Origin of the sequence: Zhongshania aquimaris (assembly GCF_019312595.1) — a bacterium.
GTDB lineage: Bacteria > Pseudomonadota > Gammaproteobacteria > Pseudomonadales > Spongiibacteraceae > Spongiibacter > Spongiibacter aquimaris.
Map to the genome: position 1 here is coordinate 920634 of NZ_JAHWDQ010000001.1, position 18574 is coordinate 939207.

Here is an 18574-nt window from a genome sequence, read left to right on the forward strand (position 1 = left end):
AATAACCGCAGCGCCAAACCTAGGGCGCAAGATTACTATAAATGATAATGATTATCAAAGACAAATAAGAAACAATTTTATTACGTTTTAGATCTAGGTAGGCAGCTAGTGGCGCGATGCGACCAAAATACCCACTTAGGGCAATAAGATCGGCGGTTTACCCGTATATTTTTGCGATAGCACATCTTATGCTCGTAGCTCGTGCTTAGGCTTATCTCTCTGTAAGAAGCCACCACCATTTTATAGCTAAGCTGCCCTATCGCTGACTGCGGCAGGTAAACGACAGATAGAGCAATAAAAATAATAAGGAAGGCAATGAAGAATTTAGATGTCGTCATTTTAGGCGCAGGCATGTCAGGCCTCTGCATGGCAATCAAGCTACGCGAAGCTGGCATTAGCAATTTTGAAATAATCGAAAAGAACAGCGACGTCGGTGGTACCTGGCATGAGAATACCTACCCAGGCGCCTGCTGCGATGTGCCCTCGGCGCTTTATAGCTTTTCCTTTGAACCCAATCCAGACTGGAGCCGCACCTACTCGCCGCAACTAGAAATTAAACGTTACTTTCAGCACTGCGCCGACAAGTATGCACTGCGCCCCCATATCCACTTTAATTGCGAAGCGGTGAGTGCTGACTATCAACAAGAAGGCCATTGGCTGATCACCCTCGCAAATGGCGAGCAACTACGCAGCCGTATCTTAATTTCCGGCATCGGCCAATTGAACCGGCCCAACATCCCCCACTTTGACGGCGCGGAGCAATTTACCGGTCAGACCTTTCACTCCGCGCGATGGAACCATGACCTAGATTTAAACGGCAAACGTATTGCCGTCATTGGCAGCGCAGCCAGTGCTATTCAGCTCATCCCTGTTTTGGCAAAACAAGCCGAAAAACTATACGTCTACCAACGCAGCGCAAGTTACATCATTCCGCGAGGAGACCAAGAATACCCTACTAAGACGAAACGCCTTTTTAGAAAACTGCCGTGGACACAGAAAGTACTGCGACTGTATTACTATCTCCGCCAAGATTGCTTCACCTTCGGCGCAATGTTAGCGGGCTCATTCCGCGGCAAAATTATAAAATGGATGACAAGCCAATACCTTAACGCCAGCATCAGTAATCCGGATCTACGTGCTGTATTACGCCCGGACTACCCCCTAGGCTGTAAACGAGTATTGGTCAGCGACGACTTTTATCAAGCCTTCGAAGAAGACAACGCAGAGGTGGTTACATCACCGATTAGTGGCATGAACTCCGACGGCATAATAACTCGCGATAATATTCCGCGTCCGGTCGATGTCATTGTGTACGCAACCGGCTTTCAAGCCACAGATTTTTTAGTGCCACTCATCGTGCATGGCGAGAACGGCATAGAGCTCAATACAGTTTGGCGCGACGGCGCCGAAGCCCATCGCGGCGTTGCCCTAGCAGGCTTCCCCAATTTTTATATGCTCTACGGCCCCAACACCAACCTAGGCCACAGCTCCATTATCTATATGGTAGAGAAACAAGTGGGCTACTTAATGCAATGCATTACAAAAACCCTCAAGGAAGACCTGCGCAGCCTTCAGCCAACGGCCGTTGCGCAACAAGCGTTTAACAAGCGAATGCAAGACGCCTTAGCTGATACAGTATGGGGAGGCGATTGTGGTAGTTGGTATAAAAATGAATCCGGCAAAATCATCAACAACTGGCCCTACAACACAACGCGCTTTGGTCGTGAAATGAAAACCGTTGATTTTGATGAGTATCAGCAAGAGCGGGGTTAAGAGCCCTCACCGCTACGCTATATAGTGATAATGCCTCGCGAAGACTCGCTATTCACTCGTGTTTAAGCGCTGTGAACAATAGAGCCATTCCCCCTATCTAGCTGACGAGTTATATAAGTCATTGAATTTTATAAAAACCACTATATGATCAAGGGAAAGGAATGCATGGCAGAAATATAGGGAAATGTTCTTCGTTTGGCCGGCACGCGCTACTAGCGAGGTCGACATCTCATTGAATTCCCATCATTTTCCCAATCAAGCTAAAAGCCAGCTCTGTGATAAGGGGGCCAAAGTAATATATAGCCTGAGTTGTCATAACAAAACTGTAGCTCCTATTTGAGAAACTGGATATATGAATGAATTCAAAGACGATTTAAGGGTCTTAAATAGTCTTCAGATTGTAAGAAAGCATATATTTAACGGTGCATGCCACTTTCTGGATAACGCTAATTATTATCAACTAAAAGAGGAAATATGTGAGTATTTTGATGTTGAATTTAATGATGTACTAATTGTTGGATCTGGAAAATTAGGATTTAGCATAAAACCCCAAAGACGTTACGGTGCGTTTAATGATGAATCTGATATTGATATAGCGGTTGTTTCAACAGAGCTATTCCAAAAGATTTGGAAAGAGGCATATTTATATCAAAGAAGTGGGGCATATTGGCCAAAATCAGCTGATTTCTTTAAATATCTTTCTGAGGGGTGGATTAGGCCAGATAAGTTACCATCGAGTAAGTACTTTAGTTTTACGGAAAATTGGTGGAATTTCTTTAATGAGCTAACAACCTCTGAAAGATATGGTCCTTACAAAATTAGGGGTGGTTTATATCAATCGTGGTTTTTCTTACAAGAGTATCAAAAAATATGCATAGAACAGTGCATAACTGAGGTGAAGACATGAGAACATCCGCAACCAATCGGCGTTTACGTGTTTTGTTGACGGCAATAAGTAATAAATCCCTTGTGCCTCAACCAGATTTTCAAAGACGTTTAGTGTGGTCAAATAAAGACAAGGTGGCGTTCGTGCGAACTGTTCTAGAGGGTTTTCCGTTTCCAGAAATATATATTGCTGCTGGAAAGGTCGACCCGAAAACTGGGGAGGGGTGCGAGTTACTTGTCGATGGCCAGCAAAGAATAACCACTTTATACCAATATTTTAAAGGTTCAGAGGATTTAAAATTACCTGCAGAGCTAGTCGAATATTCAAATCTTGATGAGCAAAAACAATTGGAGTTTTTGGAGTACGAAGTTGTAGTCAGGGATTTGGGGAGCAAACCTATCGATGAAGTAAAAGAAATATTTCAGAGAATCAATTCTACTAGCTATGGTCTTAACACAATGGAAATCCACAACTCAAGGTATGCCGGGGGATTTAAGGCTTTTGCTGAGACGATGTCTGAGATGGAATTTTTTAGCACTTATCGAATTTTCACAACAACAGATATCAAGCGAATGAATGATGTTCGGTTTTGCCTAGGAATGCTATCTGCAATTATCGTAGGTTATTTTAATCGAGACAAAGAAATAGAGCCGCTTTTGGAGCGTTACAATGAGGAGTTTGATAGGGCTAAAGAATTCGAAGTACGTGTTAGTAAAGTTATTAACAGCATTGAAAGGCTAAATTTTCCTGCTTCATCCAGAGCATTTAAAAAGGCGGATTTCTATAGTATTTTTATTGAAGTTTACAAGGCTTTGTATCTGCACAAGAAAGAAATTGATATCTCGAAAACCAGGGATAATATAGACGAGTTTTTCGAAAAAGTTGAAAAAGCTTCTGAAAACAAAGAGAAAGACCCAGTAGCTAACGACTATTATAAAGCTGCTCTGCAGGGTAGTAACGATAGAAATAATAGGATTCTACGAGGGAATACTATTCAAAATTTAATCGTATAAGCTAATCGGGTAGCCGAGGGTCTCTAACCCTCAGCCCCCACAACACCCTGCACCGAGACGTCGGGCCGCCTGGTCCGCACAGGGCGTTTCACTGAGAATGGTGAAGCTTGACCCAACCATCGCGCAATTCATAAAGCCCCTGAGATTTTAAATAGGCATTGGATAATGCCTGATTAATCCCCGGTGTTTTAGAGCTGCGCCATGGGCCTTTACTGGCAATGCCACACGCAACTGGAATTATTAGACAGGCACTTCATAAATTATTTTAGCCAATGGTCTCGATTGATCTCCGTTTTTATACCGAATGCTGCCTTAGGGGGAAATATTTAAAAAAATAGCTAGCGATGGGTGGTTTTGAGGAATAGCTTTTCTTGAGCTAAATCGCCGACTAGATAATCAGTAAGTCTAGAAAGATTATGCGATTCTTTTTTCTAATTTTTGGTTTTGTCTTTTGGCAAATCGCTTGCGGTAAATCAGTTCAAAGGCGGCGGCATTATTTAGCCAAGTCTTTTGATCAATGCCTAATCGCTTGAGAATAGGAGGGAGGTGCAGCGTAAACGCGCCGCGCTTATCTTTGCGGACTAGCCTGCCGGTGTGATCAACCAACTCCAGATAATCTTTGAGACGGAAGAAAATGCCGTGTTGTTCTTTGTCAGTGACAGTACCCTCAAAGGGCAATAGGGGTTTATGGGGAACAGTAAAGTGATTGAGCTGGTGGGATTGAAGTAGACTGGCGATTGCCTCGGCCAAGTTTAATGACGGGCGAGTACGTTCTTTAATACTGGTGTGATCAGACTCTTCTGGCGACGCTGCCATTCCAGCACGCACGGGATTGAGATCGACATAAGCCATGCAAGTGAGTAGTGCTTCTTCGCTTAACAGTGCTTGTGACCGATAGCGGGCTTCCCAGAAATGGCCGGTGCAGCCATCTTCCTGATTTGCCATGCGGGCAATCGGTTCGTTAAGGCATTTCATGAACCAACCCAAATCCCCTAATCGCTGGCGGTAGAGGGCGATAATGTCATTTAATACTGCCAGCTCTGCCGCTGGGAGCACGACACCTTTAAGATATTGCTGAATCAATAACGGCCCTTTGAATAGGCTAGTCCAACGCGCTATTACTTCCTGATCAGACCAGTCATTGACCGCATCGGGCGAGAGTTTAACAACCAAGTGCAGATGATTGGACATCACCGCGTAGGCGGCGATATCAATGGCAAATAGACTACTGAGCAAATGAATGCGCTGTTCAATAAAGAGCCGGCGGTGGGAATAGTCTTTGCCACTTGCATGATCTATACCGCAAAGAAACGAGCGTCGGACGCAGCGAGAAGTCACGTGGTAGAAGGGCGTGTCGTTGACACAGACTAAGGATTTTCTGGGTAAGGTCATCGTAATTCCTTTTACGAATGGGTGAATTGAAAATAAAGCAGTGTTATTGTTTTGTCAATTTTGGAGTGCCTGTCCTCAAGAGAGAGAGGAGAAAACAAGATAGCAGGCAGTTGCCTTTTAAATACCTGTCAAGAAAAATTCCCACCTCTGCCCTAGAACATTAAGCAAATGAAAATCCAAACCACAAAAGAGGAAACATTATGAAAGGAAAATGCCTTTGCGAATCCGTCACCATCGAGTCAGACGATGTAGCTGAATTTGAAGCATGCCATTGCAGCATGTGTCGTCGCTGGGGAGGCGGCCCTCTTCTAGCTGTGCACTGTGGTTCGAATATCAGTATTACTGGCAAGGATTCAATCAAAGTTTATGAATCTTCCGAGTGGGCGGAACGATCTTTTTGTAGTCATTGCGGCACCCATTTGTACTACCATCTAAAGCCAACTGATGAGTACATCGTTCCCTTAGGATTGTTTAACGAGGAATCGAGCATCAGTTTTAAACGGCAGATATTTATTGATCAGAAACCGAGTTCTTACGAATTCTCAAACCAAACAGAGAATTTGACTGAACAGCAGGTCTTCGACAGTTTTGGCGTTTAGAGTTTACATATCAAGGCACTGCTATCGCCGCAGTCGCCGCCACGATATCCTGCAGTGACTGCGGTAAGCTCGCATTAGGCAAGATTATACATGAAGTACACGATACGAAATTCGACGCACCTTACTGCGTCCAAAAACGATGTTTGGCAGTGGATTACGTCCATCGACGGAATATCGAAAGAGATGTCTCCGTATTTGCGAATGTCTTCACCTCGCGGGGTTGCGAGTTTAGCGACAATTGATTTTACGCCGGGTAAAAGACTGTTTAGGAGTTGGATTTGCTTCTTAAAGATCATACCGATTGATTACTCAGATTTAACACTGGAAAGCCTTGATGAGGGCGCTGGCTTTGTAGAGCAATCAAAAATGGGATCTATGCGGTCGTGGCGGCATGTGCGCACCATAAGCCCGGATAAAGAGGGATGCATATTAACGGACGAGGTGTCATTTGAGCCTAAGTTCGCCGGGCCGCTACTCAGTAAGGTAATAGCCGCCTTTTTTAACCACAGGCATCGCCGCTTAAGTAAATATCTCGGTGCTGCCACATAGTTTCACCTAGTCCGCAGCCCTTCCCACAAAATGTATATACGCCCTATTCAGCACTAGGCTGCTAGCTATGCATTCCACTAACAATAAAAAAACAAATAAAGAGCGGCTCTTGGCGCTGTCATCTTATCGTCTTAAAACTTCAATATAAGCGCAATTAAACTGTAAGGCTAAGGCTCTAGTCTTTGTGCCGGTAAGTGGCTTTGTGCCACTGCTCATTTTTTCTGGGATCTCACCCACGCACAACATACCTATATAGGAAAAGTCATTTTCCAGACCAGGAGCCTTAAAATGCGTATTAAAACCGCCATATTGTCAGGGGTTTTACCCCTTACAATAGCCACTCAGGTAGCTGCCGCTGTGTTGCCTTCTCATCAAACCAACAACACGTGGTATACCGATGCTGCGACAAGCACAGAAACTAAAGCCACTGCCACTACCCCGGCCAAAGCAAAGAATGTGATCCTATTTGTAGGTGATGGCATGGGGGTTTCTACCCTGACTGCAGCACGTATTTTACAGGGCCAACAAAACGGCGATCTCGGTGAGGAAAACTTTTTAAGTTTTGAGGCCTTCCCCCACACCGCGTTGGTTAAAACCTACAATGTTGATGCACAGACTCCAGACTCTGCGGGTACCATGACAGCAATGATGTCTGGTGTTAAAACCGACGCGGGTGTATTGGGCGTTGCCGAGAATATCGAACGTGGCGACTGCAGCACCGTGAGCGGTAATGAATTAATCACCGCCATTGAGCTGGCGGAAATGAAAGGCATGTCGACAGGTATTATTTCTACTGCGCGTATTACCCATGCCACCCCCGCTGCCGCCTACGCTAAATCCGCTGATCGCAACTGGGAAGACGACGGAGATATGCCTGCGGCTGCCAAAACAGCAGGCTGCGAAGATATCGCGTCGCAATTAGTTAACTTTGAACCCAATTTGGAATCACGCATAGACGGCGCAGATGTAGACGGTCTCGATGTAGTAATGGGCGGTGGTCGCCGCAGCTTTTTACCTAAAGATGCCGCCTTTAATAGCAATGACGCCGTGAGCGGTGTTGAGGGTGATCGCACCGACGGCCGCGATTTAACTGCCGAGTGGAAAACACGCTACCCAGCCGGTAGTTATGTGTTTGACCAGAGCAGCTTTGACGCGGTTGACACCAGCACCACTACTAAGTTGTTTGGCCTGTTCAACGAGTCACACATGCAGTACGAAGAAGACCGCGGCAATGACGTTGCCGGCGAGCCTTCACTGACTGAAATGACCAGTAAGGCCATCGCCATTCTCAATAAGAATAGCAATGGCTATTTGTTAGTTGTTGAGTCAGGTCGTATTGACCACGGTCATCACGCTGGCAGTGCTTACAGCGCACTAAGCGACGCCATTGAATTATCAAACGCAGTACAAGCGGCAGCAGATGCAACCAGCCCCGACGACACCCTGATTATGGTTACCGCTGACCACAGTCATGTATTCACTATTGCGGGCTACCCAAAACGTGGCAATCCGATTTTGGGCAAGGTAGTCAATATCGGTGAAACTGAGCCGACAACCGCGGCAGATGGCATGCCATACACCACGGTGGGTTACACTAACGGGCTTGGCTTTCACGACCTTGGCGCGGTGACAGATGCCGACGCAGTATACTCAGAAAGTATTCAAGCAGGACGCGCTGACCTCGCCAGTGTAGACACCGAGTCACCGGGCTTTCATCAGGAAGCATTAGTACCACTGGGCTCTGAAACCCATGCCGGAGAAGATATTAGCCTGCACGCGCGCGGCCCCGGTTCACAATTTGTTCGCGGCGTTGTTGAGCAAAACATGGTTTTCCACCTGATTAACCAAGCGCTTGATCTGCTGGACAGCGAATAAGGAGAATGGCAATGAAACAGTTTAAATTAGCAATTTTAGCAAGCGCGATAGCAGGCTTAACCGCTTGTGGTGGCGATGATGGCCGCAACGGCGCAAACGGTAGCAATGGTGCTGATGGCAGCAACGGCGTGAACAGTTTAATCACCCAAACACAGCTAGCAGCTGGCGACAGTAACTGCCCAGGTGGCGGTATTCAGTTTGACAGCGGTGCCGATAGCAATAGCAATGGCGTTTTAGAAACTAGCGAAATCACCGACACCAAGTTTGTGTGTGAACCCTTTACCGGGCCAGCGGAAACCGATCTTATCGGCAACACCCGCAACAATACTTGGTTCAGTGATGCAGAAGCTAAAATTGCGTCAGCTACCGCGCCAAATCTCACCCGTGGCGCCGCTAAGAATGTCATTTTATTTGTCGGCGACGGCATGGGGATCTCAACGGTAACCGCTGCACGCATTTTAGCTGGGCAGCTCAACGGCGAACTAGGCGAAGACCACAACCTGAGCTTTGATCTATTTCCCTATAGCGGTTTGGCAAAAACCTATAACGTAGACGCCCAAACACCCGACTCCGCGGGCACCATGACGGCGCTTATGAGTGGTGTTAAAACCGATGCTGGCGTGATTGGCGTAAACGAAAATATTGTGCGCGGTGATTGCAGCACGGTTGCTGGAAATGAGCTGGTAACCGCGCTTGAGCTGGCGGAAATTGCGGGGAAATCGACGGGTATATTGTCTACCGCCCGTATCACCCACGCCACCCCAGCAGCGACCTACGCTAAATCGGCAGACCGCGATTGGGAAGACGACGGCGATATGCCTGCCGCCGCTAAAGACGCTGGCTGCGAAGATATCGCCTCGCAGTTAATTAATTTCAAAGCTAACTTAGAGGCCCGCATTGGCGGCGTAACCGTCGATGGCGTTGACGTTGTGATGGGTGGCGGTCGCCGCAGTTTCTTGCCTAAAGACGCCGCGTTTAACAGCCCAGATGCAGTGAGTAGCGTAGAGGGTGATCGCACCGACGGTCGCGATTTAACCGCTGAATGGCAAGCACTCAACCCCACTGGGAGTTATATTTTTGATAAAGCTGGCTTCAATGCGCTGAACACCGAAACCACCACCAAGGTACTCGGCTTATTTAATGAATCGCATATGCAGTACGAGGCGGATCGTAAAAATGACGTTGCCGGTGAGCCATCGCTGCGTGATATGACTGGCAAAGCAATCGAGATCTTGAACAAGAACAGCGAAGGCTTTTTCTTGATGGTAGAAGCGGGACGTATAGATCACGCTCATCACGCAGGCAACGCCTACAATGCCCTAACTGATGCAGTAGAGCTATCTGAAGCGGTGGCTAAAGCGGTTGAACTAACGAATAGTGATGAGACCTTAATTATCGTCACTGCCGACCACAGCCATGTATTTACTATTGCGGGTTACCCGAAGCGCGGCAATCCCATCTTGGGTACAGTCGTAGACATCGGTTCCACATCACCTTCGCTTGCCGCAGACGGTATGCCCTATACCACCGTTGGTTACACTAACGGGCTAGGCTTTCGCGACCTCGGTGATGAAACAGATGCCGACGAGGGCTACAACTCCGCAATCGATGCTGGTCGCCAGGACCTGTTGTTAGTCGACACGCAATCGCCAGGATTCCACCAAGAGGCCCTAGTGCCGCTCGGTTCTGAAACCCACGCCGGTGAAGATGTCGGCGTCTACGCGAAAGGCCCTGGCGCTGCGCTAGTTAGCGGCACCAACGAGCAAAACGTGATATTTCATGTCATGAACTACGCTGCAGACCTTGCGAATAAAGCAAATAGCAAGCAAGTAGCACCATGATAACAATAATATAAAAGCCTGACGGCGCCGGTGAAAACCGGCGCCTTTATTTATAAATAAGTAGATGTAAACAGATTTATAAAGAGGAAGTAACATTGAAGCGGCACCGCGTTTTCCCGAACATCTCAGGTCGATTAATCTGCGCCTTAGCGAGTCTTTTTATATCGGCCTTATCCGCACCCGCAGTATTTGCAGCCGACTGCACAGCAAATACACCTATTAGTGCGCGCTACCAAATTAGCCATTATGAACATAGCGCCCAGCCTGAAACCGTCTCTCACATGGTATTGTGGCGTCGCGCCAATAGCGTGGCTGAGCAGTATCCAGAGCGAGGCATCACCGAGTTATGGGAGCGCAACCACAGCAATAGCATAAAATTAAATCGCTATTTTGATGCGTATCAGCGTGGCATTGAATACTCACCGAACGAATTAAAAGTGGTAAAAACCGACGACGACTGGAGCATGAAAAACCAGCTAATCGCGAACTCATTGCTATCTAAAATGAGCTTGAGTAGAAAATCGGGCAAAGCCTGTGAGCGCGAAGAAATCTACACATTAGAGAATGACAACGAAACCATCACAGTGGTCTGGCTTCCCGCCTACAAAATTGTAAAATCCTATAAGCGCCGCGCCAAAGGTAAAATATCGCATTGGTCACTAACGGAAATGAGCAGCGACAGCAAAATCATCGACGCGTTTTTTAGTAAACACCTTGATTATCAAACCACCGACTACGCCGATATTGGCGATAGCGAGTCCGACCCATTTTTAAGAAAGATGATCAATCTGGGCTTTGTCGAACACGGCAGCTCAGGCATGTATGACGCGCAGGGCAATGATATTGGTGGGGAACACCATCACTGAATTATTAAGCTGAATGAGCACACCACTAGTACTCTTTCAAATTTTAAATTTTAAATGGCATGTGACTCTGTAGCTTGGGTGGAGCGGTAGCGACAAGGCTGTATGGAACAAATTTGGGCAGCTCTGCTGGCCGTGAGGCCGAAGCGCGAATGCGCCGAGTCATGCCCAACATAGTGGTAGAGCACCCCACCCTGTTGGGCTTTATTTCTCAACCCAAGCTACGAACTTCATGTTCAGGCGTTTAGGGCAAGAGGTTTCAAAAATAGACCAATAAACGTCTTTCGTATTACGCTTCTGTGGTTTGCATCGACATAATGTCTAACACTTCTCTACCATAAACTGCATAAAACAACGCACTTTGGCTGAGTGACGCAGGTCGCTGTGGGTCAGTATCCACAGCCCTGTTGTCACTAATGGCGTATCTGACACAGGGACTAATTCGGGGTATTGCGCCGCAATTTGGGCCGACATTAAGCCGAGTGAGTCGCCCTGCCTAACCATGGCTAATAGCTGGCTATTGCTATTGGTGCGCAGCGTGATATGCGGCTCGGCAACGAGGGTGCGAAAATATTTATCGCCCTCACTTTTGCCAAATACCGCCTGCCAGATAGCCCAGTTGGCGCCCTCGTAGTCACCGTTAATCTGTTCCACATAATCTTCTCTACCGTATGCATAGAGGGGAATTTCTGCCAAACGACGCCCCACTAAAAGCTCTGGTGGAGTATCGGTCATCCGAATAAGGACATCTGCTTGCAGTTGGTTTAAATTGAGCTGCTCCGAGGTCGCCAGTACCGTGAGTTGGACGTCGGGATAACTCTTCATAAAGGCGGCAATGGGAGCCGACAGATCTATGAGGGATGTTTCCGGAATAGATATGGTTAGGGGGCCGGAGAGCACATCTGACTGGCCCCGTATTTTCCGCTCGAAATGCAGACAGCTCTCTTCAACCGCTTCGCCTTCAGCCATCAAGCGCTCGCCAGCGGTACTGAGTAAATACCCTTTCTGGCGCCGATCAAACAATTTCACCCCGCGCTCAGTTTCGAGACGAGTGATACGCCGAGCCACCGTAACGTGCGTAACCCCCAACACGCGTGCCGCCGCGCTAAGCGAGCCGGTGCGTGCGAGAACTAGAAAATAGCGAATATCGTCCCAATCCATCTGTACATTTTCTCACAGTTAATGTGCTTTTATTGAACTAACTATAACAGATCTAATTTTGTACACTGTAGCGAATTACTTCTCATAAAAGGCTAAAACGGCATGCACACGCTTTATGACGCCCAGAATCTGGCTTTGCGCTATGCGCAAATTGTCGACGACCGCACGTTTGACGATATGCGCGGCATCATCAGCGATGACTTTACCCAAAAGGGGCCTCACTGGCAGTGCGAAAATGCCAATGCCTTTATTGCAACACTCGGCTTTTTAAAAGAAACCTACAGCGCCACATTCCATCTGGTGGGTAATCAACTAGGTCAATGGCATGAAGACCACTACGAAGGGGAAACCTACTGTATCGCGTCTCATATCTATGAAAAAGATGGCCAAGGCCGAAAGCTGGATATGGCGATTCGCTATCAAGAGCGCGTGGAGTATATCGATGGTCGCTACTGTTATACACGTCGCGATGTAAACGTTGTATGGAGCAGTGACCAGTCTTTACATCAGTAGACCAAATGGTCACGAACACTAAATTAACTAAGGATAAAAATATGAAAGTACTCATTGTTGGTGGTTCAGGCTTGGTGGGCGGCGACGCCGCTATTTATCTTCAGAACCAAGGTCATGACGTAACGATTATGGCGCGCAAAAAGCCCCTTGCACCGATTTTAGCGGCAATGCCCTTTTTACAGTGCGACTACGTGAACGATGATGTTGGCGACGGTCGCCTGGCGGGTTTTGACTGGCTTGTGTTTGCCGCTGCCGCAGATATTCGTCAGCTACCGTTTGATGGCAGTGTCAGCCCCGAAGAGTTTTACAGCAAAGTAAATGATCAGGCCGTGCCGCAATTTTTTGCCGCTGCACGCGACGCCGGTGTGAAGAGCGCAGTGTATATCGGCACGTTCTACCCTCAAGTGGCACCGCAGCAAATTGGCGTCTGCCCCTATGTCACCTCGCGCAGCAAAACCGACGAGGCCGTGCGAGCACTTAGCACTGAAAGCTTTTCGGTTTGCAGCCTAAACCTACCGTTTGTACTAGGCCACATCCCCGGCCTAGACATACCCCATATTGGTGCATTGGTCGCCTATGCCAGCGGCGCACTGCCAGATCTGCCGGTATTTGCTCCCAAGGGTGGCTCCAATCACATCAGTTCTCGCTCTGTAGCGCAGGCTACGTTAGTGGCATTAACAAAGGGCGAATCGGGCAAGGCGTATCTTCTCGGCGATGAAAACTACAGCTGGCAGGAATATTTGCAACTGTGGTTTGACGCTGCCGGAAACACTCAGAGTCTTGAGGTATCGGAAGAAGATCATCCATTGCTACCCAATATCATTATGTTTGCAGGTGCTGGCGCAACAGTGCGTTATGAGCCGGAAGACGCAACATTTCTAGCGTATGAGCGGCAGCAGATTCGCGATTTAGTAAAAGAAATCTCGGCCGCGTATCAAGGTAGCGGCACTGCCTAAATAGCTTCTGAAGGTCGCTCGAAGCGAGCCACTAGCTAGTGGCTCGTTGAAATACCAAATTAACAATTAGCGGCACAGCTGCGACCGTGCCGCCCATAACAGTGACCACCGTTTTACAAATATAATAAGGGACTCTCACCATGAAACACACATTATCGCTAACACCACTTTGCGCTGCGGTATCGATTTCACTGTTCGGCAGCGTAGGTAGTGGACACGTCCATGCCCAGCAAGAAAGTTCTCGCAATATAACTTCTACTATAGAAGAAGTTATGGTGACTGCCCGGCGGCGATCTGAAAACATGCAGGAAATACCTGTTTCCGTTACCGCGTTTACGTCCTCAGATATAGCAGAAATCGGTATTAGCGATATTTCCCACATTAGCGAGTTAACGCCCAACCTCGTTATTCTGCCAAACTCCGGCGGCAATGATGGGGCGCTAATATGTATGCGCGGTCTGTGCCGCACCGACTTTACTATTACCGAAGACCCAATGGTTGGCGTCTACGTCGACGGTATCTACGTAGGCAAATCCATTGGCTCTCTGTTCGATGTTGCCGAGCTCGATCGCGTTGAAGTGCTCCGCGGACCACAGGGTACTTTGTACGGCAAAAACACCTTGGGCGGCGCAGTTATCCTGCACACCCGCAAACCTTCGGGCGAGCTCGGCGGCAAGGCGACGGTAACCGCTGGCAATTACAATCGCATCGACACTAAGTCTTATATTGAGTTTCCAGTAACAGACCAGCTCGCAGCTAACGTGTCAGCGTTGACTAAAAATCGTGACCCCTTTGTGAAGAACAACCTTGGCGACGACCGCTGGGACGAAGACAATCAAGCCCTCCATGGCGCATTGCAGTGGACACCATTAGACAGGATGACCCTTAACTACGCCTACGACTGGCAGAAGAAACGCGAACAACCGATGGCGTCTCAAATGACCTCGGCCACTGGTTGGCTGGCCGCAATGTATGGCCAAGATGTTCGCCCAAACCGGGAAAGCAATGTCACTACCTTCGGCGCCTCACACAGCAACATCGATTTAAACGCCCACGGCTTAACCATAGAATATGAACTCGACAGCATCGGTACCTTTGAGGATCTCGCGCTCAAATCAATCTCTGGCTATAGAACAGTAGAAAACGATTTGCTCAACAATGCCACCGGCGCAAGCAGCCCGTTTATTTACAACAGAGATATATTTGACTACGACGCCCTGACCCAAGAAGTTCAGCTAACCGGCACAGCCTTTAACGGCTTCTTCGATTTTGTTGTCGGCGTGTTCTACTTTAATGAACAGGGTGACTATAGCAACGAGCAAGAAATTGACGCCTTCGCCTCACACGTTGTGCTAAACACCGAAATAGATAACACCAGCAAAGCCCTCTTCACTGAGGTGACCTCGCACCTGACCGACAAGCTCGATTTCAGTCTGGGCATTCGCTACACCGAGGAAGACCGCGAACAACACCACACCCTAATCGATGTGAGCTCCGGTTTTGTGGTTATGGATACTTACAATCAAACCTACCTGGGCGCGCCTGAGCAAATCCCCACCACCATTACTGAAAGCAATGTATCGCCACGGGTGTCGATCAACTATCAGTGGAATGACAGCCTGATGACCTTTGCAACCTATGCCAGAGGCTTTAAGAGTGGCGGCTTTAATGCCCGCGCCAATACGCCGCTGCAATGGGGACCCTACGATGATATGCAGGTTGATAGCTACGAGCTCGGCATGAAATCAAACTGGCTGGAAAATCGCGTGCAATTTAATATGACGGCCTTCCACCAAAACCTCAGTGACATGCAGGCGCAAGTGAATGCGGTAGACCCTGGCAATACGCAGGGCGGCTTTTCGATTGTTATCCAAAATGCCGCTGAAGCTACCATCGCTGGCGCCGAAGCCGAATTAATTATGCGTGTCGTTGACGGACTAGATATCAGTGCAGGCTACGGCTACATCGATGCCCAATACGATAAATTCAACTCTTTCGATATCAACACTGGCGCGGTGAGCGATATTGCCGAAGATCGCGCCTTTGAGTTTAGCCCCAAGAACAGCTACAACCTCTCGCTCAACTATACTGTGCCCAGCTTTACCAGCATTGGCACACTGCGAGCGCGCCTGGATTGGTCCGGCACCAGCAAAATATACGTCACACCAAAAATCAGCGGCAATGACGATATCAACCAAGACAGCTACGACTTGCTAAACACTCGCATCACCTTTGACGATGTTGCCCTTGGCGACGGCATACTGGCGGTGTCAATTTGGGGGAAAAATATCACCGACGAGGAATATAAAATCGGCGGCTTTGAGGTAGATGCAGGGGGCGGCGCACGCGTTGGTACTAACCAGTGGGGAGAGCCTCGCACCTTCGGTATTGATGTGACCTACCGATTTGGCTCGCTGCTTTAAGTTCATCGATGCCTAGCGGTGAATACGCTTGCGGCGCTTTGGCGGAATCCGTGAAGCTGATCCAATATGATAAGCAGAACAATGTGGTCGTCACTTGCGACCACATTGTTTTTTCTAGCAAGGGCCATCAGTGAGCCTCCCCTAAACTCGGTTTAGCAAATTTTTTATCTAAAGCTGCTTATCACAGCACCTATAATATCTCTGCCCCGCAAGTCGCGTTACACTATCCACTTCTGTTCCTAGAAAATCTTTCACACTGCGATGCAAGACATTCTCAACGATATCTGTAAAACCATCACCGCCGAGCCAAACAAGGGAAAGGTCGCTAGCTATATCCCTGAGCTAGCCTGCATCGACCCCGAGCAATTTGGTATCAGCGTCGCTTTGCCGGATGGCCAGGTGTTTAATGCCGGCAGTGCCCATCAGTTATTTTCGATACAAAGCATTTCAAAGGTTTTCACCCTGACTATCGCCCTCGGCAAGCTCGGTGACGCGATCTGGTCTCGTGTTGGCAGAGAGCCATCGGGAGACCCATTCAACTCCATTGTGCAGTTAGAACACGAGGGCGGAAAACCCCGCAACCCCTTCATTAACGCCGGTGCGATTGCAGTAACCGACGCCATTATGATGGGCCATAAACCCAGAGAAACCCTGGGCGAAATTTTGCAGTTTGTGCGTTTTATCGCCGATGACAATAGTATCGGCATAGACGAGAAAGTGGCCCAATCAGAAAAACTTACCGGCGATCGCAATGCCTCCCTAGCCCATTTCATGGCCGCGTTTGGAAATTTGAAGAATCCCGTAGAGCAGGTGCTCGGCACGTATTTTCACCATTGCTCCATTTCCATGAGTTGCGAGCAGCTCGCGCAGGCCGGCTTGTTTTTGGTGTCGGACGGCATTAATGAAAGCACCGGATTTAGGGTGGTATCTGCACAGCGCGCCCGCCGTATTAATTCACTGATGATGATGTGTGGTCATTACGACGGCTCAGGCGAATTTGCCTACCGAGTGGGCTTGCCTGGAAAAAGTGGGGTTGGCGGCGGTATTTTAGCAATCGCGCCGGGCAAGGCCTCTATTGCGGTCTGGTCGCCCGGACTCGATAGCATCGGCAACAGCAAGCTGGGAACCCAGGCGCTGGAATTGCTTGTGCAAAAAACGGGATGGTCAATTTTTGGGCATTAACACTGACTATTTCACCGACCCAATTAAAGCTCATAATAAATTTTTTGTCTCTCCACTCTTCGGGATACTGATGTCCAAGCCAAACCGGCTTCACACTCCGTTTAGGCTGCCGACGTCGACCAGCACTCCCATTAAACGCCTGTTTTTTCAGTTGCCATAACATGCACAGTCATTCGCGAAAACAGAAGCTGACATTATATGTTAGATTTTGTGAGTGTGTTCTCATTTGCGGCGATTACGTATACATAGCAAGGCATTTTGCCGCCAGTATCATTACAATCCAACGCTGTAATGCATTCTGAATATGGTGGCCTAATATGAATAAAAATCTTTCTTATCCCTTATTGCTAAGTACCGCACTGTTGTCCGCTAGCGTTTTTGCCAAAGTCACACCCATGTGGAAAGTAGGCGAACTGTCTCATTCCACTGGCTATACGGTTGCTGCAGACAGTCAAACCAGCCACCACTTTGGCCTAGTGAAACACAGCAACACCTGTGGCAGCGATGAACTGTATCTCAGTTGGACTAGTTCAAGTCCAGATGTCTGGTCTTTAGCAGGTAAAACCGTCACCATGGACGCCAATTTTGATGGTATTTCTATATCCTTACCGCTAAAAGTTGTCGCCATAAAGCCAGGCATCGGAGATAGCCATGAAATTATTATGGGCCATGTATTTGCGAACGCAGAACTGCTGAACTTAATGACTCACTCCGACGCGGTCAATGTCTTGATACCGACCACAGACGCCATGGCACAGCACTTGGACGCTGGCAACGATCGCTTCTCCATGCAGGGCTTTAACGAAGCGCGGGAACAGGCTTTAAGCCGCTGTCACAGCAAGAGCTCGCTGGCCAGTAACTAACAGCCCTAAACCGCAGGCATAAAAAAGCCCAATGTTTGACTCAGTACAATGAGCTAAACATTGGGCTTTTTTGCTTAAGCGGGTTTAAACCGGTGCTTTAGCGCGTGATTTGTATTCGCCGGTACGAGTATCAATCTCGATCCAGTCGTCAATCTCACAGAAGTCAGCCACTTTGATTTCAGTGCCGTTACTCAACTTCGCTGGTTTCATAACCTTGCCAGAGGTGTCGCCGCGAGCAGAGCCTTCGGTGTAGGTAATTTGGCGAACGATCATGGTCGGCAGATCAACAGATATTACTTTGCCTTCAAAGAATACCGCTTCACAAATATCAGACATGCCATCAACGATATAAGGCAATACGCTTTCGATATCGTCTTCATTTAATTCGTACTGATTGTAATCTTCGTCCATAAATACATAGACCGAATCGGCAACATAGGAGTACGTTACGGCAATACGTTCGAGGATAACCGGCTCAACTTTGTCGTCGGTCTTGTATACGGTTTCTGTCGTCGAACCGCTAAGCAAGTTCTTTAGCTTCATTTTAACAATGGCGCTGTTACGACCAGATTTCGTAAATTCTGCTTTCTGAACCATCCAAGGCTGGCCGTCGATCAGAATCACACTATTGGGCTTCATTTCTTGTGCTGTTTTCATAGGTTTATCCGAATGGAAATTGAGTTAA

General features: G+C 48.0%; 16 protein-coding genes. 13 read left to right on the forward strand and 3 right to left on the reverse strand.

Features of this window, described 5'->3' with window-relative positions:
* Positions 1-315: 315 nt before the first annotated feature.
* The 3 genes from KXJ70_RS04200 to KXJ70_RS04210 all read left to right on the forward strand — a co-directional run bounded on the left by KXJ70_RS04200 (position 316) and on the right by KXJ70_RS04210 (position 3672).
* A complete protein-coding gene (locus KXJ70_RS04200) occupies positions 316-1773 on the forward strand; it encodes a flavin-containing monooxygenase (RefSeq protein WP_219042193.1) in 1458 nt (485 codons plus the stop codon).
* 352 nt (positions 1774-2125) lie between these two features.
* Positions 2126-2680 (forward strand): hypothetical protein, encoded by a 555-nt coding sequence (locus KXJ70_RS04205; RefSeq protein WP_219042194.1) that lies wholly within the window; start codon positions 2126-2128, stop codon positions 2678-2680.
* Positions 2677-3672 carry a DUF262 domain-containing protein gene (locus tag KXJ70_RS04210; RefSeq protein ID WP_219042195.1) on the forward strand — a complete coding sequence of 332 codons (996 nt, stop codon included), beginning with the start codon at positions 2677-2679 and terminating at the stop codon, positions 3670-3672. Before KXJ70_RS04205 ends, KXJ70_RS04210 begins: the two co-directional genes overlap by 4 nt.
* 414 nt (positions 3673-4086) lie before the next feature.
* Here KXJ70_RS04210 and KXJ70_RS04215 read toward each other — a convergent pair whose 3' ends face one another.
* Positions 4087-5064, reverse strand: a complete 978-nt coding sequence (locus KXJ70_RS04215; RefSeq protein ID WP_219042196.1) for a transposase — start codon at positions 5062-5064, stop codon at positions 4087-4089.
* Between the two features lie 200 nt (positions 5065-5264).
* Between KXJ70_RS04215 and KXJ70_RS04220 the strand changes: the two genes are divergently transcribed.
* The 5 genes from KXJ70_RS04220 (at position 5265) to KXJ70_RS04240 (ending at position 10794) form a co-directional block, all read left to right on the forward strand.
* Positions 5265-5663 carry a GFA family protein gene (locus KXJ70_RS04220; protein WP_255558181.1) on the forward strand — a complete coding sequence of 133 codons (399 nt, stop codon included), beginning with the start codon at positions 5265-5267 and terminating at the stop codon, positions 5661-5663.
* 90 nt (positions 5664-5753) lie between these two features.
* A complete protein-coding gene (locus KXJ70_RS04225; protein WP_219042197.1) occupies positions 5754-6212 on the forward strand; it encodes an Rv1443c family protein in 459 nt (152 codons plus the stop codon).
* A 288-nt stretch (positions 6213-6500) separates the two neighbouring features.
* The gene (locus KXJ70_RS04230; RefSeq protein ID WP_219042198.1) at positions 6501-8087 is read left to right on the forward strand and encodes an alkaline phosphatase; all 1587 of its coding nucleotides are present in this window, start codon (positions 6501-6503) and stop codon (positions 8085-8087) included.
* A gap of 11 nt (positions 8088-8098) precedes the next feature.
* Positions 8099-9928 carry an alkaline phosphatase family protein gene (locus KXJ70_RS04235; protein WP_255558182.1) on the forward strand — a complete coding sequence of 610 codons (1830 nt, stop codon included), beginning with the start codon at positions 8099-8101 and terminating at the stop codon, positions 9926-9928.
* Positions 9929-10023: 95 nt separating this feature from the next.
* Positions 10024-10794, forward strand: a complete 771-nt coding sequence (locus tag KXJ70_RS04240) for a hypothetical protein (protein ID WP_219042199.1) — start codon at positions 10024-10026, stop codon at positions 10792-10794.
* 318 nt (positions 10795-11112) lie between these two features.
* Here the strand turns inward: KXJ70_RS04240 and KXJ70_RS04245 are convergent, their stop codons facing one another.
* Positions 11113-11952, reverse strand: coding sequence for a LysR family transcriptional regulator (locus tag KXJ70_RS04245; protein WP_219042200.1), 840 nt, complete (start codon positions 11950-11952; stop codon positions 11113-11115).
* Between the two features lie 102 nt (positions 11953-12054).
* Here KXJ70_RS04245 and KXJ70_RS04250 point away from each other — a divergent pair, with 102 nt between their 5' ends.
* The 5 genes from KXJ70_RS04250 (at position 12055) to KXJ70_RS04270 (ending at position 17889) form a co-directional block, all read left to right on the forward strand.
* On the forward strand, positions 12055-12465 hold the full coding sequence (locus KXJ70_RS04250) for a nuclear transport factor 2 family protein (RefSeq protein ID WP_219042201.1): 411 nt from the start codon (positions 12055-12057) through the stop codon (positions 12463-12465).
* A gap of 41 nt (positions 12466-12506) precedes the next feature.
* On the forward strand, positions 12507-13421 hold the full coding sequence (locus KXJ70_RS04255; protein WP_219042202.1) for an NAD-dependent epimerase/dehydratase family protein: 915 nt from the start codon (positions 12507-12509) through the stop codon (positions 13419-13421).
* A 140-nt stretch (positions 13422-13561) separates the two neighbouring features.
* Positions 13562-15844 carry a TonB-dependent receptor gene (locus KXJ70_RS04260; RefSeq protein WP_219042203.1) on the forward strand — a complete coding sequence of 761 codons (2283 nt, stop codon included), beginning with the start codon at positions 13562-13564 and terminating at the stop codon, positions 15842-15844.
* Between the two features lie 261 nt (positions 15845-16105).
* Positions 16106-17026 carry a glutaminase gene (locus tag KXJ70_RS04265; protein ID WP_219042204.1) on the forward strand — a complete coding sequence of 307 codons (921 nt, stop codon included), beginning with the start codon at positions 16106-16108 and terminating at the stop codon, positions 17024-17026.
* Positions 17027-17343: 317 nt separating this feature from the next.
* Complete coding sequence (locus KXJ70_RS04270; protein WP_219042205.1) at positions 17344-17889, forward strand: hypothetical protein; 546 nt, start codon at positions 17344-17346, stop codon at positions 17887-17889.
* Positions 17890-17973: 84 nt separating this feature from the next.
* Here KXJ70_RS04270 and efp read toward each other — a convergent pair whose 3' ends face one another.
* Positions 17974-18546 (reverse strand): elongation factor P, encoded by a 573-nt coding sequence (gene efp, locus KXJ70_RS04275; protein ID WP_219042206.1) that lies wholly within the window; start codon positions 18544-18546, stop codon positions 17974-17976.
* Positions 18547-18574 lie beyond the last annotated feature (28 nt).